General features: G+C 73.4%; 13 protein-coding genes and 1 pseudogene. 11 read left to right on the top strand and 3 right to left on the bottom strand.

Annotated elements, in window-relative coordinates; translation table 11 throughout:
* Positions 1-7 precede the first annotated feature (7 nt).
* Positions 8-1,072 (top strand): annotated as a pseudogene (locus ABZ490_RS35625) (arabinofuranosidase catalytic domain-containing protein); the annotation flags it as partial.
* Positions 1,073-1,290: 218 nt separating this feature from the next.
* On the top strand, positions 1,291-1,419 hold the full coding sequence (locus tag ABZ490_RS35620) for a hypothetical protein (protein WP_358999814.1): 129 nt from the start codon (positions 1,291-1,293) through the stop codon (positions 1,417-1,419).
* Here the strand turns inward: ABZ490_RS35620 and ABZ490_RS35615 are convergent.
* Entirely contained in the window at positions 1,406-2,362 is a 957-nt protein-coding gene (locus ABZ490_RS35615; RefSeq protein ID WP_358999811.1) for a DMT family transporter, read from the bottom strand. The two genes, ABZ490_RS35620 and ABZ490_RS35615, sit on opposite strands and share 14 nt — an antisense overlap.
* A gap of 81 nt (positions 2,363-2,443) precedes the next feature.
* Between ABZ490_RS35615 and ABZ490_RS35610 the strand changes: the two genes are divergently transcribed.
* The gene (locus tag ABZ490_RS35610; RefSeq protein ID WP_358999808.1) at positions 2,444-3,367 is read left to right on the top strand and encodes a LysR family transcriptional regulator; all 924 of its coding nucleotides are present in this window, start codon (positions 2,444-2,446) and stop codon (positions 3,365-3,367) included.
* A gap of 197 nt (positions 3,368-3,564) precedes the next feature.
* Complete coding sequence (locus tag ABZ490_RS35605) at positions 3,565-4,458, top strand: substrate-binding domain-containing protein (RefSeq protein WP_358999805.1); 894 nt, start codon at positions 3,565-3,567, stop codon at positions 4,456-4,458.
* Positions 4,459-4,504: 46 nt separating this feature from the next.
* Here the strand turns inward: ABZ490_RS35605 and ABZ490_RS35600 are convergent, their stop codons facing one another.
* Together ABZ490_RS35600 and ABZ490_RS35595 are read right to left on the bottom strand one after the other, a co-directional pair.
* Positions 4,505-5,518 carry a LacI family DNA-binding transcriptional regulator gene (locus tag ABZ490_RS35600; RefSeq protein ID WP_359000023.1) on the bottom strand — a complete coding sequence of 338 codons (1,014 nt, stop codon included), beginning with the start codon at positions 5,516-5,518 and terminating at the stop codon, positions 4,505-4,507.
* 100 nt (positions 5,519-5,618) lie between these two features.
* Positions 5,619-6,647 (bottom strand): DUF3152 domain-containing protein, encoded by a 1,029-nt coding sequence (locus ABZ490_RS35595; RefSeq protein WP_358999802.1) that lies wholly within the window; start codon positions 6,645-6,647, stop codon positions 5,619-5,621.
* Between the two features lie 137 nt (positions 6,648-6,784).
* Here ABZ490_RS35595 and ABZ490_RS35590 point away from each other — a divergent pair, with 137 nt between their 5' ends.
* From ABZ490_RS35590 to ABZ490_RS35560, 7 genes are all read left to right on the top strand, one after another.
* Positions 6,785-7,480 (top strand): response regulator transcription factor, encoded by a 696-nt coding sequence (locus ABZ490_RS35590; protein ID WP_358999799.1) that lies wholly within the window; start codon positions 6,785-6,787, stop codon positions 7,478-7,480.
* Positions 7,481-7,599: 119 nt separating this feature from the next.
* A complete protein-coding gene (locus ABZ490_RS35585) occupies positions 7,600-9,090 on the top strand; it encodes a HAMP domain-containing sensor histidine kinase (RefSeq protein WP_358999797.1) in 1,491 nt (496 codons plus the stop codon).
* A complete protein-coding gene (locus ABZ490_RS35580; RefSeq protein ID WP_358999794.1) occupies positions 9,075-9,716 on the top strand; it encodes a hypothetical protein in 642 nt (213 codons plus the stop codon). Before ABZ490_RS35585 ends, ABZ490_RS35580 begins: the two co-directional genes overlap by 16 nt.
* Positions 9,717-9,873: 157 nt before the next feature.
* Positions 9,874-10,812 (top strand): ABC transporter ATP-binding protein, encoded by a 939-nt coding sequence (locus tag ABZ490_RS35575; protein ID WP_358999791.1) that lies wholly within the window; start codon positions 9,874-9,876, stop codon positions 10,810-10,812.
* Complete coding sequence (locus ABZ490_RS35570; RefSeq protein WP_358999789.1) at positions 10,812-11,648, top strand: ABC transporter permease; 837 nt, start codon at positions 10,812-10,814, stop codon at positions 11,646-11,648. The genes ABZ490_RS35575 and ABZ490_RS35570 overlap by 1 nt, the downstream gene beginning before the upstream one ends.
* 23 nt (positions 11,649-11,671) lie before the next feature.
* On the top strand, positions 11,672-13,147 hold the full coding sequence (locus tag ABZ490_RS35565) for a histidine kinase (RefSeq protein ID WP_358999786.1): 1,476 nt from the start codon (positions 11,672-11,674) through the stop codon (positions 13,145-13,147).
* Positions 13,144-13,812: a response regulator transcription factor gene (locus ABZ490_RS35560; RefSeq protein ID WP_358999783.1), complete on the top strand. Its 669-nt coding sequence runs from the start codon at positions 13,144-13,146 to the stop codon at positions 13,810-13,812. Before ABZ490_RS35565 ends, ABZ490_RS35560 begins: the two co-directional genes overlap by 4 nt.
* Positions 13,813-13,904 lie beyond the last annotated feature (92 nt).

Raw genomic sequence — 13,904 nt, 5'->3', positions numbered from 1 at the left:
TTCAACCATGTCCACACGACCGCGAGCCCGTTCCGTGCGGCACGCGCTGCTCGCCACGGGCGCGGCAGCCGCGCTGACCACCGGAATCCTCACCGGCACCGCCCCGGCCTCCCACGCCGCCGGATCGCTGCCCTGCGACCTGTACGCCGCGGGCGGCACCCCCTGCGTGGCCGCCCACAGCACCACCCGCGCCCTGTACTCGTCCTACAACGGCCCGCTGTACCGGGTACGCCGCGCCTCGGACAACGCCACCCGCGACATCGGTGTCCTGAACGCGGGAGGCGTCGCCAACGCGGCCGCCCAGGACTCCTTCTGCGCCGGCACCTCCTGCCTCATCACGGTCGTCTACGACCAGTCGGGGCGGGGCAACCGTCTCACCCAGGCGCCCCCCGGCGGCTTCTCCGGGCCGGCCGCGGGCGGCTACGACAACCTCGCCAACGCCACCGCGGCACCGGTCACGGTCGCCGGCCACAAGGCCTACGGCGTCTTCGTCGCCCCCGGCACCGGCTACCGCAACAACCGCACCAACGGCGTCGCCAAGGGAGACCAGGCGGAGGGCATGTACGCCGTGCTCGACGGCACGCACCACAACGGCGGCTGCTGCTTCGACTACGGCAACGCCGAGACCAACAGCCGGGACAACGGCAACGGCACCATGGAGGCCATCTACTTCGGCAACATCAAGGTCTGGGGCTACGGCAGCGGCAACGGCCCCTGGATCATGGCCGACCTGGAGAACGGCCTGTTCTCCGGCGTCAACCAGCGCTACAACCCGGGCGACCCCTCCATCAGCCACCGCTACCTGACCGCCGTCGTCAAGGGCGGCCCCAACAAATGGGCCATCCGCGGCGGCAACGCCCAGAGCGGGTCCCTGTCCACCTTCTACAACGGCGTCCGCCCCAACGTCGCCGGCTACAACCCCATGAAGAAGGAGGGCGCCATCATCCTCGGCATCGGCGGTGACAACAGCCACGGCGCCGCGGGCACCTTCTACGAAGGCGTCATGACCTCCGGCTACCCCTCCGACGCGACCGAGAACGCCGTACAGGCCAACATCACCGCGGCCGGCTACGGCAGGTAGCCCCCGCCCCCACCCCCGCGACCGCGGCTCGCTCGAAAGCGGGCCGCGGTCCCCGTTCCCAGTGGTCCCCGGCGGCGGCGGTCAGCCGAACAGGCGCCGCTGGATCTCCCGCCGGTAGTCCTCCAACGTCCGGTCGAGGTGTACGGCCGGGAACGACACGAAGGCGTGCGCTACCTCGATGGCAGTTCCAAGGCGTTCGACGTCATCCAGTGGACCGACTCGGGAGCCCTGAACCAGAACTGGTCGCCGGTGCCGCCACCACGGACGGCGCGTCCGTCGTGCAGTCGTCCGACGGCGACGTCGCCAACCAGCTGTGGAAGGTCGTCAGCGTCGACTGATGGGCGCGGGGCCGGGCAGCGCAGCTGCCCGGTCCTCCGCACCCGGGGGGACGGTAAGGCGCGGCTCGCGTGTACGGCGTTCGACGGCCTGGCCCCAGTACGTGCCGGTGACGATCAGCGTGGCCCCGAGGGCGGAGAGTGCGGTGAGGTGTTCGCCGCCGAAGCCGATGCCGACCAGCAGGGCCCACACCGGTTCGGTGCCCAACAGCAGACTCGCGCGGGTCGCCGAGGTGCGCTGCACCGCCCAGGTCTGTGCCAGGAAGGCGAACAGCCCGCAGAACAGGGCCAGATAGGCGAGCTGGGCCCAGGTGACGGCGTCGATGCGGGCCAGCTCGGGCAGCCCGGTCGCGGCGAAGGGCAGGAACAGGACCGTGCCGACGACGACCTGCACGGTCGTCAGGTGCAGCGGTCGTACCGCCCGGCCCGTGGTGAGCCGTCCGACGAGCACCACATGGCCCGCCCGGACGACCGCCGCCGCGAGCATCAGCAGATCACCGGCGCCGGGCGCGTGCAGACCGGTGCCCGACACCAGCAGGCCCACGCCCGCGACGCAGACGCCGGCCGCGAGGAAGAAGGCCGGCGGCGGTCCGCCGGGGCGTCCGGCGCGGTCCAGCACCGGGGTGAGGACGAGGGTGAGGCTGATGATCAGGCCCGCGTTCGCGGCACTGGTGTGGGCGACGCCGTACGTCTCCAGGACGAGGACGGCGGCCTGGGTGACCCCGAGCAGACAGCCGCGTACCGCCTCGTCCCGGGTGAGCGGCCCCGACCTGGCGCGCAGGGCGGTGACCACGGCGACGCAGGCGGCGGCGGAGAGGGCGTAGCGCAGGAACAGGACGAGGAGGACCGGAGTGGTGGCCGTGGCCGTCTTCGCCGACAGATAGCTGGAACCCCAGACGACGGCGACGGCCAGCAGCACGACGTCCGTGCGGCGGGTGGCTGGCATGGGATCCACCCTCGCGGACCTGCACTTTGAAGTAAACGACGAGTTGCTCAAGCCATGCTTAAGCGAAGCTACACTCAGGGCATGGACGAGAGGCAGCTGCGGGTGCTGCGGGAACTGGGCGAGCTGGGCAGCGTCACCGCGGCGGCCGAGGCGCTGCGGGTGACGCCCTCGGCGATCTCCCAGCAGCTGCGGCTGCTCCAGCGGTCGATCCCGGTGCCGCTCACCGAGCGGGACGGCCGGCGGCTGGTCCTGACGGCCGCCGGTCAGGCACTGGCCGACGCGGCGATCGGCGTGGAGACGGCGCTGGCCCGCGCGCGCCACGCCGTGGACGCGTTCGTGGAGCGGCCCGACGGCGCGGTGTCGGTGGCGGCCTTCCACAGCGGGGCCGCCGCGTTCTTCCCGCTCCTGCTGCGCGGCCTCGGCACACCGGGGTCGCCGCGTGTCTCCCTGCACGACGAGGACGTGGCGCAGGACGACTTCCCGCCGCTGACCCGCCACTACGACCTCGTCCTCGCCCACCGGCTCGACCACGCGCCGCCCTGGCCGGCGACCGCGACGGCCACCCCGCTGCTGCGGGAGCCCCTGGACATCGCCCTGCCCGCCGACCACCCGCTGGCCGCGAAGCCCGCGCTGACGCCCCAGGAGGTCGCCGATCAGCCCTGGATCACGGTGCACGACGGCTTTCCGCTGATGGCCACCGTCGAGGCCGTCTCCGCCGCCGCCGGCCGCAGGGTGGAGATCGTCCATCGCATCAACGAGATCGCGGTGGTCGCGGAGGTGGTGGCCGCGGGCGGCGGCGTCGCCCTGATGCCGCGCTGGACCTCCCGCCCCCATCCGGCGGTGGTCCTGCGCCCGCTCAGCGGTATCCGCGCCGCCCGCCACATCGACGTACTGCACCGCCCCGAGCGCGCCGCCCGCAGAGCCGTGCGCACGGTCCTCGCCGAACTGCGCCGAGCGGCGGAGACGGTACGGGGCCGGGGCGTCGATCCGGCCCCGGGTACCTAGCCCGCAGCCCGCACGCCGCAGCCCGCAGTCCGCAGCCGCTGTCGCTGTCGGAACGTCATGACATCGCCGTTGACATCACCGGCGGGCCGCACCATAGTCATGCCACTAGAGCGCGCTAATGACGCGCTCTAGTGGCCGAGCCGCCGCCGTCGGCCAGGCCACGCCCACCCCGACCGGCACAGCGAGGTGCGAGGGACATGCGCAGACATCACCGGGCCGCCGCTCTGACCGCGACCGCCCTCGCGGGAGCCCTGTTCGCGGCCGGCTGCTCCAGCGGCTCCGGCGGGAAGAAGGCCGAGAAGAGCGCGAACGGCGCCGCCGCGGGCAAGGCGGACACCCCCCGGATGACCGTCGCCATGGTCACCCACGCCTCCCCCGGCGACACGTTCTGGGACCTGATCCGCAAGGGCGCGCGGGCCGCCGCCGCCAAGCCGGAGGCCATGAAGGACGTGGTCGCCAAGGCCACGGCGGCCGGCATCCCGGTGGTCGGCTTCAACTCGGGCGTCGACGACTGGAAGGCGCTCGGCATGCTGGAGTACTTCGGCCAGGACGAGAACATCGCGGGCCAGGCGTTCGGCAAGCGGCTCGACCAGCTCGGCGCGAAACACGCCCTCTGTGTCATCCAGGAGCAGGGGCAGGTCGCCCTCGAAGCCCGGTGCGCCGGTCTGAAGAAGGGGTTCAGCGGCACGACCGACATCCTCTACGTCAACGGCACGGACATGCCGTCGGTGAAGTCGACGATCACCGCCAAGCTCAAGCAGGACAGCTCCATCGACCAGGTGGTCACCCTCGGCGCCCCGATCGCGCTCACCGCCGTGCAGTCGCTGTCCGACGCGGGCACCAAGGCCGAGGTGGCCACCTTCGACCTCAACGAGTCACTGGTGAAGGCCGCCCAGGACGGCACGGTCGAGTTCGCAGTCGACCAGCAGCCCTACCTCCAGGGCTATCTGGCCGTGGACGCCCTGTGGCTGTACAAGAACAACGGCAACGTCAGCGGCGGCGGCACCGCGCCCGTCCTGACCGGACCGGCCTTCATCACCAAGGACAACGTGGACGCGGTGGCGAAGTTCGCGGCGAACGGCACCCGCTGACCGGCCCGGCCGGCGCCCGGGACCGTACGTCGTCCCAGGCGTCGCCTCAGGCGTCGTCCCGGGCCGCGTCCCGCGGCACGGGTCCGCTGCTCCCCCGGACCACCAGCTTCGGCTCCAGCACCGCCTCCCTCGGCTCGAGTCCGGGGTTCTCCAGCCGTTCGACGGCGAAGCGCACCGCGTGTTCCGCCATCAGCACCGCGTCCTGGCGGACGGTGGTCAGGCCGATGGGCATGAGGTGGGAGAGGTGGCTGTCGTCGTAGCCGACGACGGACAGATCGCGGGGCACCTCGACCCCGGCCCGGGTCAGGGACATCAGCAGGCCCATGGCGCAGCGGTCGTTGCCGGCGAGGACCGCCGTAGGCAGCGGCCGGCCCTGCTCGCGCTCGGCGAGGAAGGCGCGGCCCGCCTCGATGCCCGACACCTCGGTGTGGTCGCCGGGCAGCACCCGCACCTCGGCCTCCAGCCCGTGGCGGCGCATCGCGGCCCGGTAGGCGCGCCGGCGTTCGGCCGAGCCGGGGCCGTGGCCGCCGTCGATGTGCACGATCCGGCGGTGCCCGAGTCCGACGAGGTGGTCCATGGCCTGCCGTACGCCCTTGCCCTCGGCGGAGTGCACGAAGTCGACGTGGGCGTGCGGGATGCGGCGGCTGACGGAGACGGCGACCGTGCGACGCCCCAGTTCGTCCAGGAACGCGGGCTCGGCGAAGGAGCCGAGCAGGATCAGCGCCTCGCAGCGGTGGCTGAGCAGCGCCTCGACCGCCTTCTCCTCGCTGCGGCTGCGGGTCGAGCCCGACAACAGGACTTCGTAGCCGAGGCGTTCGGCCTCGGGGTAGATGCCCTCGATGAGGTTGGTGTGGAAGGTCTGCTGCACGGTGAACATCACGCCGAGGGTGCGGCTGCGGCCGCGGGCGAGCAGCCGGGCCGCGCTGTCGGGCCGGTAGCCGATCTCGTCGGCGACCTTCAGCACCCGCCGGCGGGTCTCCTCGCTCGCGCCCGGCTGGTTGCGGAACACGATCGAGACCAGCGCCCGCGAGACCCCCGCCTTCGCGGCGACGTCCGCCATCGTGGGCCGCTGTCTGCCCGAAGCGTCCACCTGAACCCACCCTCCCATGTGCCCGCCCCGGCGGGGGTGTGCAAGCCCTGGTCATCGTACTCGGCGGGGGTCAGGGCACGGCGGGGCCGGTGATCTCCCTGCCGTCGTCGCCGTAGGGCCAGACGTTGGGGACGCAGCCGTTCATCCCCTTGATCTGCTGCATCATCGCGGGGGCGGGCTTGCCGGCGCCGGGGCAGCCGACATGGCCGTGGCCGAGGTAGTGGCCGACCTCGTGGTTGATGATCAGCGCCCGGTAGGAGGGGATGTCCTGGGCGTAGACGGGGGTGGCGAGTTCCCAGCGTTCCAGGTTGACCATGACCTTGTCGAAGACGTTGCAGTTGAAGTCGCCGTGGGTGTCCAGCCCGCCCTCCAGACAGACCTTGTCGACGGTGCCGGGGGTGGCCACCCTGACCACGAAGTCGGCGGTCCCGCCCGAGACCCGCTGGAAGGCGAGGGCGCCGTCGGCGGTCCAGCCGCGCGGGTCGGCCAGGATGGCGTCCACCTGCTCGGCCACGTCCGCGGTGGAGAGCCGGAGCCCCGTCTCGACCTCGACCCGGTAGCGCAGGGGCTTCTTCCCCTTGCCGACCGGGTCGCCGCCGCCGGAGGCGGTGACGAAGGTTCCCGGGCCGGTGCTCGGCAGCGGGACGGTGGTCCCGGAGGGGCTCGGCGAGGAGCTCTCCGGCGCCGCGCCGGACGGGCCGGAGGAGGGCGCGCCGGGGCTCGGGGTGGTGCGGCCGGGGGCCGGCCCGGTCGGGTCGGAGCCGCCCGCCCCGGAGCCGCCCGCCCCGACGGAACCCGACCCGGCCGTGCCGGACCCGACGGCACCCGACCCGACCGCGCCCGTCCCGGAGGCGGCGGCCCCGGAGGCGCTCGCCTCCGGGGCACCGGGCTCGGCGCGTCCGGCGCTTCCCGCCCCCGCCAGTAAGTCCTTGCCGGCCGGCAGCGCCCAGGCGACGGCGGCGAAGCCGGCGACCCCGAGGGCGGTCGTCACGGCGAGCCCTCCCCACAGCAGGCCCTTCCCGCGGCGCCGCCCGGAGGCGTGGGCGGGGCCACTCCGGCGGCGGCCGGTGGTGGAGGACGGTGCCTTGTGCTCGCTCATGGTCAGCCAGACTGTGAAGTTGATGTGATCGGGTCCGGGTCAGACAATAACGGATGCGTAACGAGTGATCATCCGGTCTATGTGATCATCCGGTAACAGCGCCCCGTTCGGGGACCGGCGGTCCCGATACTGAGCCCATGCCACGTGTTCTGCTGATCGAAGACGACCCTGCCGTCCGGGAAGGGGTCGCGCTGGGGCTGCGCCGCCAGAACCATGAGGTCGCCGCCGTCCCGACCGGGGAGGAGGGCATGGAACGGCTGCGCTCCTTCCGGCCCGATGTCGTCGTCCTCGATCTGATGCTGCCCGGCATGAGCGGCCTGGACGTGTGCCGTGCCGTCCGCTCCGTCGACCAGACCCTGCCGATTCTCATGGCGACCGCGCGGGGGGATGACGTGGACATCGTTGTCGGTCTGGAGGCGGGCGCGGACGACTACGTCGTCAAGCCGGTGCAGGCCAGGGTGCTGGACGCGCGGATCCGTGCCGTGCTGCGCCGGGCGGGCGGATCGGCCCCGGGCGACGGCGGACTGCCGAAGATCGACACCTACGGGGAGCTGGCCGTCGACCGGGCCGGGCTGTCCGTCACCCTGCGGGGCGCCCCGGTCCAGCTCGCCCCGTCCGAGCTGCGGCTGCTGCTGACCCTGTCCGCCTCGCCGGGGCAGGTGTTCAGCCGGCAGCAGCTGCTGGAGGCGGTCTGGGAGCACAGCTACCACGGCGACGCCCGGCTGGTGGACGCCTGCGTCAAACGGCTGCGCGCCAAGATGGGCGACCCGCCGCGCGAACCGCGCTACATCCAGACGGTCCGCGGTTTCGGCTACCGGTTCGCGTCGCGGTGAGCCGCGCGACGCGGGCGAGGACCCGCGGAAGAGGGGCCGGGAGCACGCCCGCTCCCGAGCGGCAGGCGCACGCTCCGCAGCACGGGAAGAGCACCCCGGCGAACGGGAGGAGCACCCCCGTGAAGGCGGCGCGCACCCCGTCCCGGGTGGTGCTGCGCGGGCTGCGGGTCCGGCTGGTGGTGGCGTTCGGACTGGTCGCGGCCCTGGCCACCACCACGACCGGGGCGCTGACCTTCCGCGAGGCGCGCAACGGGGTGCTCCAGCAGAGCCAGGACACCGTGATCCGCCAGCTGCGCTCCCAGGTCAGCCGGCTCGCCACGGGCGTCGGCTACCCGCCCACCGAGCCGATGCTCAGTCAGTTCGCGTCCAGCGTGGCGGCCGCCGAACCGTCCGGCACCTGGCGCGTCCTCGTCGTCTACGACGGGCTCAGCGCGACCTCGGCGCCCGGCGACCGCTTCGACGAGGTGTCGCCCGCCCTGCGCAAGGCCGTCGGCTCCAGTATGGCCACCGTGTTCCAGCGGGTGAGCAGCGAGGGACGGAGCTCCCTGGTCGTCGGCATGACGGTCGTGTTCGCCTCCGGCGAGGGCAGCCGGACGCCCACCGGGATCCAGGTCTTCCTGACCGTGCCCCAGACCGACGAACAGCGGTCCGTCGACGCGCTGGTCACGGCGATCGAACGGGCGACCGCGTCGGCGCTCGGCGTCGCCGTGCTGCTCGCCCTGTTCGCGGCACGTGGGGTGCTGCGGCCGGTGCGGGCGCTGCGCCGGGCGACCCGCAGCATCGCCGAGGGCCGGCTCGACACCCGGCTGGACGTCAACGGCGCGGACGAACTCGCGGATCTGTCCCACACGTTCAACGAGACCGCGGCGGCGCTGGAGCACTCCGTCGCCGAGCTGCGCGGCATGGAGGCGCGGGCCCGCCGTTTCGCCTCGGACGTCTCGCACGAGCTGCGCACCCCGCTGGCGGCGATGTCGGCGGTCACCGACGTGCTGGACGAGGAGGCCGCCCACCTCGATCCGGACACGGCGACGGCGGTACGGCTGATCAGCGAGGAGACCGTGAAGCTGGCCCGGCTGGTGGAGGACCTGATGGAGATCTCCCGCTTCGACGCGGGGGCGGTGGAACTGCACCTGGACGAGGTCGACCTCGCCGAGTCGGTCCGGCGCACGGTCTCCTCCCGGGGCTGGTCGGACGCCGTCGAGGCGCGGCTGCCGGGCCCCGACGAACTGCGCGGCCGGGTCGATCCGCGCCGGCTGGACGTGGTGGTGGCCAACCTGGTCGGCAACGCCCTGCGGCACGGCGGCCGGCCGGTGTACCTGACGCTGTCCGAGGGCGGCCCGCACGCCACGCTGCGGCATGCGGTCCTGGAGGTGGCCGACAGCGGGCCGGGCATCCCCGAGGACGTGCTGCCGTACGTCTTCGACCGCTTCTACAAGTCCGACAGCGCGCGCACCCGTACCGAGGGCAGCGGGCTGGGTCTGGCGATCACCGAGGAGAACGTACGGATGCACGGCGGTACGGTTCGCGCGGCCAACCGTCCGGGCGGCGGTGCCGTCTTCACGGTGGAACTGCCGCTGCGGCGGGACGAGTCGGCATGGGAGAACCAGTGACGGGACCGGCCTGCCGTGCGGCGCTGCTGATCGCCGGCGCGGCGCTCGCGCTCTGCTCCTGCGGCATCCCCTCGACGGGCGTGGTCGAGGCGGGCGGCCCGGCGAGCGGGATCACCGCGACGACCCCGCTCTACTTCGTCCAGGACGGGGCGCTGTTCGCCGTGCGCCGCGCGGTCCCCGAGGCGGGGGACGCCGCGGTGGCGATCGAGGAGATGCTCGAAGGTCCGGACGTGGTGGAGCGGTCCCGGGGGGTGACCACATGGGTGGCCCGGGCGTCGGGGCCGGAGTCCGTGCTGCCGACCGAGGCCGCCACGCAGGACCTGGACGACCTCATCGAGGCGGCGGAGTCGGCCGCCAGGGCGACTCCCTCCGCGTCCGCGACGGCCAAGGAGCCCGTACGGGCCGAGGCGGAGGGCCACCGGGTGTCGGTCTTCCTGCCGGACGACGTGGCGATGGAGACGTCCGCACTGGCGGAGCGGCAGCTCATCTGCACGGCGGGCCGGGCCTTGCGTGTCTCCCGGAGGGACGGCAGAACGGTGACCGTGACCGTCACCACCGCCGACGGCAGGCACGCCGAGGGCACCGACGAGGACTGTCCCGATCCGCAGGACAGCCGGGATCCGTAGGAGGGCCGGGATCCGGTGACGTCCGTGGTACCGGGGTACCACGGACGTCCCGAAGATTCCCCCGGGGGCCCAGGGACCGGGCCCCGCGCGCTCCTACCGTCGGATGCACAGCCGCGGTGCCGCCGCGGCCGAGTGCGAGGCAGGAAGGCCCAGTCCGATGATCGAAGCGCGTGAGCTGACCAAGCGGTACGGGGACAGGACGGTGGTCGACCGGCTGAGCTTCACGGTGAAGGAGGGCGAGGTCACCGGCTTCCTGGGGCCGAACGGGGCCGGCAAGTCCACCACCATGCGCATGATCATCGGGCTGGACTCCCCCACCGCGGGCACGGTCACGGTCAACGGCCGGGCGTACGCCCGGCACACGGCCCCGCTGCACGAGATCGGCAGTCTCCTGGAGGCCCGGTCCGTGCACCCCGGGCGCAGCGCGCGCAGTCATCTGATGGCGCTCGCGCACACCCACGGCATCGGGCGCCGCCGGGTGGACGAGGTCATCGAGCTGGCCGGGCTGACCAGTGTGGCCGGCAAGCGGGTGGGCTCCTTCTCGCTCGGCATGGGCCAGCGGCTGGGCATCGCCGCGGCGCTGCTCGGCGATCCGGCGATCGTGATGCTCGACGAGCCGGTCAACGGCCTCGACCCGGAGGGCGTGCTGTGGGTGCGCCATCTGCTGCGCTCCCTGGCCGACGAGGGGCGGGCCGTGATGCTCTCCTCGCATCTGATGAGCGAGACCGCGCTGATCGCCGACCATCTGGTGATCATCGGGCGCGGGCGGCTGCTCGCCGACACCACGGTCGAGGACTTCACCCGGGAGGCCGGCGGCGGCGGGGTGAAGGTCGCGAGCACGGAGGCCGTACGGCTGCGCGCGCTGCTGGCCGGTCCGGACGTCACCCTCACCTCCGCCTCCGCGGAGGAACTGCTGGTCGTCGGCCGGGACGCCCGGGAGATCGGGGCGATCGCCGCGCAGCATGGGGTGCCGTTGTACGAACTCACCCCGCGGTCCGTCTCGCTGGAGGCGGCGTTCATGGAACTCACCCGCGATGTCGTCGAGTACCAGAGTGCTCCGGCGGGCCCCGCCGGCACCGAACGGAGGGCCGCCTGATGACCGTCACCGCTCTCGCCCCCGCGTCTGCCCGTACGACGGACCACAAGGTCACCGGTGTCCGGGTGCTGCGCTCGGAGTGGGCCAAGTTCTGGTCGCTGCGCTCCAGTTGGATCACCCTGGGGGTCGCCGTCCTGCTGCTGGTGCTCTTTGGGGCGATCGCCGGCTACACCTACAGCCCCGACGCCACCGCGGCCGGCGGGCCGCCCGGGCCGGGGAGCGGCGGGGACAGCGACGCGGTCTCCCTGGCGCTGACCGGTGTGACCTTCGCTTCGCTGGCCGTCGGTGTCCTCGGGGTGCTGCTCTCGGCAGGCGAGTACAGCACCGGCATGATCCGCTCCACGCTGGCGGCGGTGCCGCGCCGGCTGCCCGTGCTGTTCTCCAAGGCGGCCGTGATCGGCCCGATCGCCCTGGTCCTGACGACCGTCGGCGCGCTGGCCGCGTTCCTGCTGGGCGCCCCGGGGCTGGACGGCGAGCGGATCGCGCTCTCGCTGGGTGACGACGGCGTCCTGCGCGCGCTGGCCGGGGCCGGGGTCTACCTGGGTCTGGTGGCCGCGTTCGGGGTCGCACTGGGCGTGCTGCTGCGCTCCTCCGCCGGGGCCATCGCGGTGCTGGTCGGCGTGCTGCTGATCCTGCCGGGGCTGGCCTCGCTGCTGCCGGACTCCTGGTACGACACCCTCAGCCCCTACTTCCCCAGCAACGCGGGCTCGGCCGTCTACGCCCTGCACCAGGCCTCGGACGCCCTGTCGCCCGGGGCGGGGCTCGCGGTGTTCGCCGGCTGGGTGGCCCTGGCACTGGCCGGTGCGGCGTACCGGCTCGTCAGGTCCGACGTCTGAGCGGCCCGGGGACAATGGTGTCCATGAGCGCGCCGCGCGCGGCAGCCGCCGCCGACACCGCCCGGGGGACGGCCCTCCCGTCGTCCCCCGGGCTGGACGACGCCTGGGCGCATCCGCTGCTCGGGCGGCTGCTGCGCGACCAGAGCCGCAGGCAGCGGCTGGACCGGCGGCACCCGTGGGTGCTCGACACCGCGGTCGTGCTGTTCATCGTGGCGATCACCCTGCCGGACCTGCTCCGGGGCGAGCGCACGTCGCCGTTCGGCGAGACCGACGCCCACGACCAGGTGGCGAACGGTGTCCTGTACCTGCTCGTCGCCGCGCTCGCCGTACCGCTGTGGTGGCGGCGCAGGGCCCCGGCCGTCACCTTCTTCGTGATCGCGTCGGTGTCGGTGGTCCAGTGGTCGCTGGGCGTCTGGCTGCCGACCGGGATGGCCGCGCTGATCGCCCTGTACACCCTGGCCCGCCGGGGGTCCCTGCGGACGCTTGGGTGGGCCGTCGCGGTGACGGTGACGGAGCTGCTGCTGGCGGTCTTCGTCCTGGTCCCGATGGAGCACCCGCTGTTCGCCGCGTTCTTCCTGCTGGGCACGGCGACCGCGGCCGTCGCGATCGGGCTGACCCTGCGGATCCGGCGGATGTACCTGGAGGCGCTGGAGGACCGGGCGCGGCGGCTGGAGATCGAGCAGGAGCAGCGGCTGCGGCTCACGGCGGCCGCCGAGCGGTCGCGGGTGGCGCGCGAGATGCACGACATCGTCGGCCACAACCTCTCCGTCATGGTGAGTGTCGCCGACGGCGCCGCGGTCCTCGCGGGCAGCCGGGGCGAGCGGTCGCAGGAGGCGCTGCGCGTCCTCGGGGACACCGGCCGCCAGGCGATGAGCGAACTGCGCCGGGTGCTGGGCGTCCTGCGCGAGGAGCAGCGGGACGAGGTGCGGATGCTCGGGCCGCAGCCCGGGGTCGGGGACCTGGACGCGCTGCTGGGCCGGGTCCGTGCGGCGGGTGTGGGCGTGACGTACCGGACGGTGGGCGATCCCGGCTCCCTGGGCAGCGGGGTCCAGCTCACCGTGTACCGGGTCGTGCAGGAGGCGCTGACCAACACGCTCAAGCACGCGGGGCCGGGGTCCTCGGCCGAGGTCGCCGTCACCGTGGACGGCGGGGAGGTGCGGATCAGGGTGGCCGACACCGGCGTACCGTCCGGGGCGCCGCCGCGTACGTGGCCGGAGGGGGACGACGACGGACCCGGGCACGGGCTGGTCGGCATCCGTCAGCGGGCCGCCATGTACCGGGGCACCGTCGTCGCCGGGCCGCGCGAGGCGGGGCACGGCTGGCTGGTGGACGTGGTGCTCGACGTTCCCCCCGCACCGACTCCGCCGACACCGTCCGCACCTTCCGCTCCATCCGCTCCATCGGCTCCATCGGCTCCATCGGCTCCATCGGCTCCATCGGCTCCATCGGCTCCATCGGCTCCATCGGCTCCATCGGCTCCGGGAGATCATCTGTCATGACCACCGTGCTGATCGCCGACGACCAGCCCTTGCAGCGCATGGGCTTCCGCATGCTGATCGAGGGGACCCCGGGCCTGGAATCCGTCGGGGAGGCGGCGCACGGCGCCGAGGCCGTCCGGCTGGCCGCGCAACTGCGCCCCGATGTCGTCCTCATGGACGTCCGGATGCCGGGCATGGACGGCCTGGAGGCCACGCGCCGGATCGTCGCGGGCGGTGGCCGGACCCGGGTCCTCATCGTCACCACGTTCGACCTCGACGAGTACGCGTACGACGGCCTGCGGGCCGGTGCCAGCGGCTTCCTCCTGAAGGACGCGCGTCCCGAGAAGCTCGTCGCGGGCATCCACGCGGTGGCGACCGGGGACGCCGTGGTCGCCCCGAGCCTGACCCGGCGGCTGCTGGACGCCTACGCCCATCAGGTCCTCGCGCCCGGTGGAGCCCCCGTGGCGGAGGATCCCCGGCTGCGGACGCTCACCGACCGCGAGCGCGAGGTCCTCGTCGCCATCGGGCAGGGCTGGACCAACACCGAGATCGCCGAACGGCTCGTCCTCACCGAGTCCACCGTGAAGAAGCACGTCGGCCGCGTCCTCGCCAAGATCGGCGCGCGCGACCGCATCCAGGCGGTGATCACGGCGTACGACGCGGGGCTGGTCAGGGCGAGGTCCTAGCCAGTCATCCCGAGGCCTTTCGGCCTCACCCCGGGGCCGGGAAAATGGGGCGGGGTGCCCGTCCGGAGGACGTCGTTTTTGCTTGGTGCGAG

It is taken from the genome of Streptomyces sp. NPDC005811, from assembly GCF_040630405.1.
GTDB lineage: Bacteria > Actinomycetota > Actinomycetes > Streptomycetales > Streptomycetaceae > Streptomyces.
The sequence above is the reverse complement of the archived record's forward strand: the minus strand, read 5'-3'. Positions and strand labels throughout refer to the sequence as shown.

What these genes read in the sequence shown, in the direction of transcription:
- ABZ490_RS35590 (WP_358999799.1), top strand. Translation starts at nt 6,785, where the DNA reads ATGCCACGTGTTCTGCTGATCGAAGACGACCCTGCCGTCCGGGAAGGG.
- ABZ490_RS35605 (WP_358999805.1), top strand. Translation starts at nt 3,565, where the DNA reads ATGCGCAGACATCACCGGGCCGCCGCTCTGACCGCGACCGCCCTCGCG.
- ABZ490_RS35565 (WP_358999786.1), top strand. Translation starts at nt 11,672, where the DNA reads ATGAGCGCGCCGCGCGCGGCAGCCGCCGCCGACACCGCCCGGGGGACG.
- ABZ490_RS35570 (WP_358999789.1), top strand. Translation starts at nt 10,812, where the DNA reads ATGACCGTCACCGCTCTCGCCCCCGCGTCTGCCCGTACGACGGACCAC.
- ABZ490_RS35610 (WP_358999808.1), top strand. Translation starts at nt 2,444, where the DNA reads ATGGACGAGAGGCAGCTGCGGGTGCTGCGGGAACTGGGCGAGCTGGGC.
- ABZ490_RS35580 (WP_358999794.1), top strand. Translation starts at nt 9,075, where the DNA reads ATGGGAGAACCAGTGACGGGACCGGCCTGCCGTGCGGCGCTGCTGATC.
- ABZ490_RS35575 (WP_358999791.1), top strand. Translation starts at nt 9,874, where the DNA reads ATGATCGAAGCGCGTGAGCTGACCAAGCGGTACGGGGACAGGACGGTG.
- ABZ490_RS35595 (WP_358999802.1), bottom strand. Translation starts at nt 6,647, where the DNA reads ATGAGCGAGCACAAGGCACCGTCCTCCACCACCGGCCGCCGCCGGAGT.
- ABZ490_RS35560 (WP_358999783.1), top strand. Translation starts at nt 13,144, where the DNA reads ATGACCACCGTGCTGATCGCCGACGACCAGCCCTTGCAGCGCATGGGC.
- ABZ490_RS35600 (WP_359000023.1), bottom strand. Translation starts at nt 5,518, where the DNA reads ATGGCGGACGTCGCCGCGAAGGCGGGGGTCTCGCGGGCGCTGGTCTCG.
- ABZ490_RS35615 (WP_358999811.1), bottom strand. Translation starts at nt 2,362, where the DNA reads ATGCCAGCCACCCGCCGCACGGACGTCGTGCTGCTGGCCGTCGCCGTC.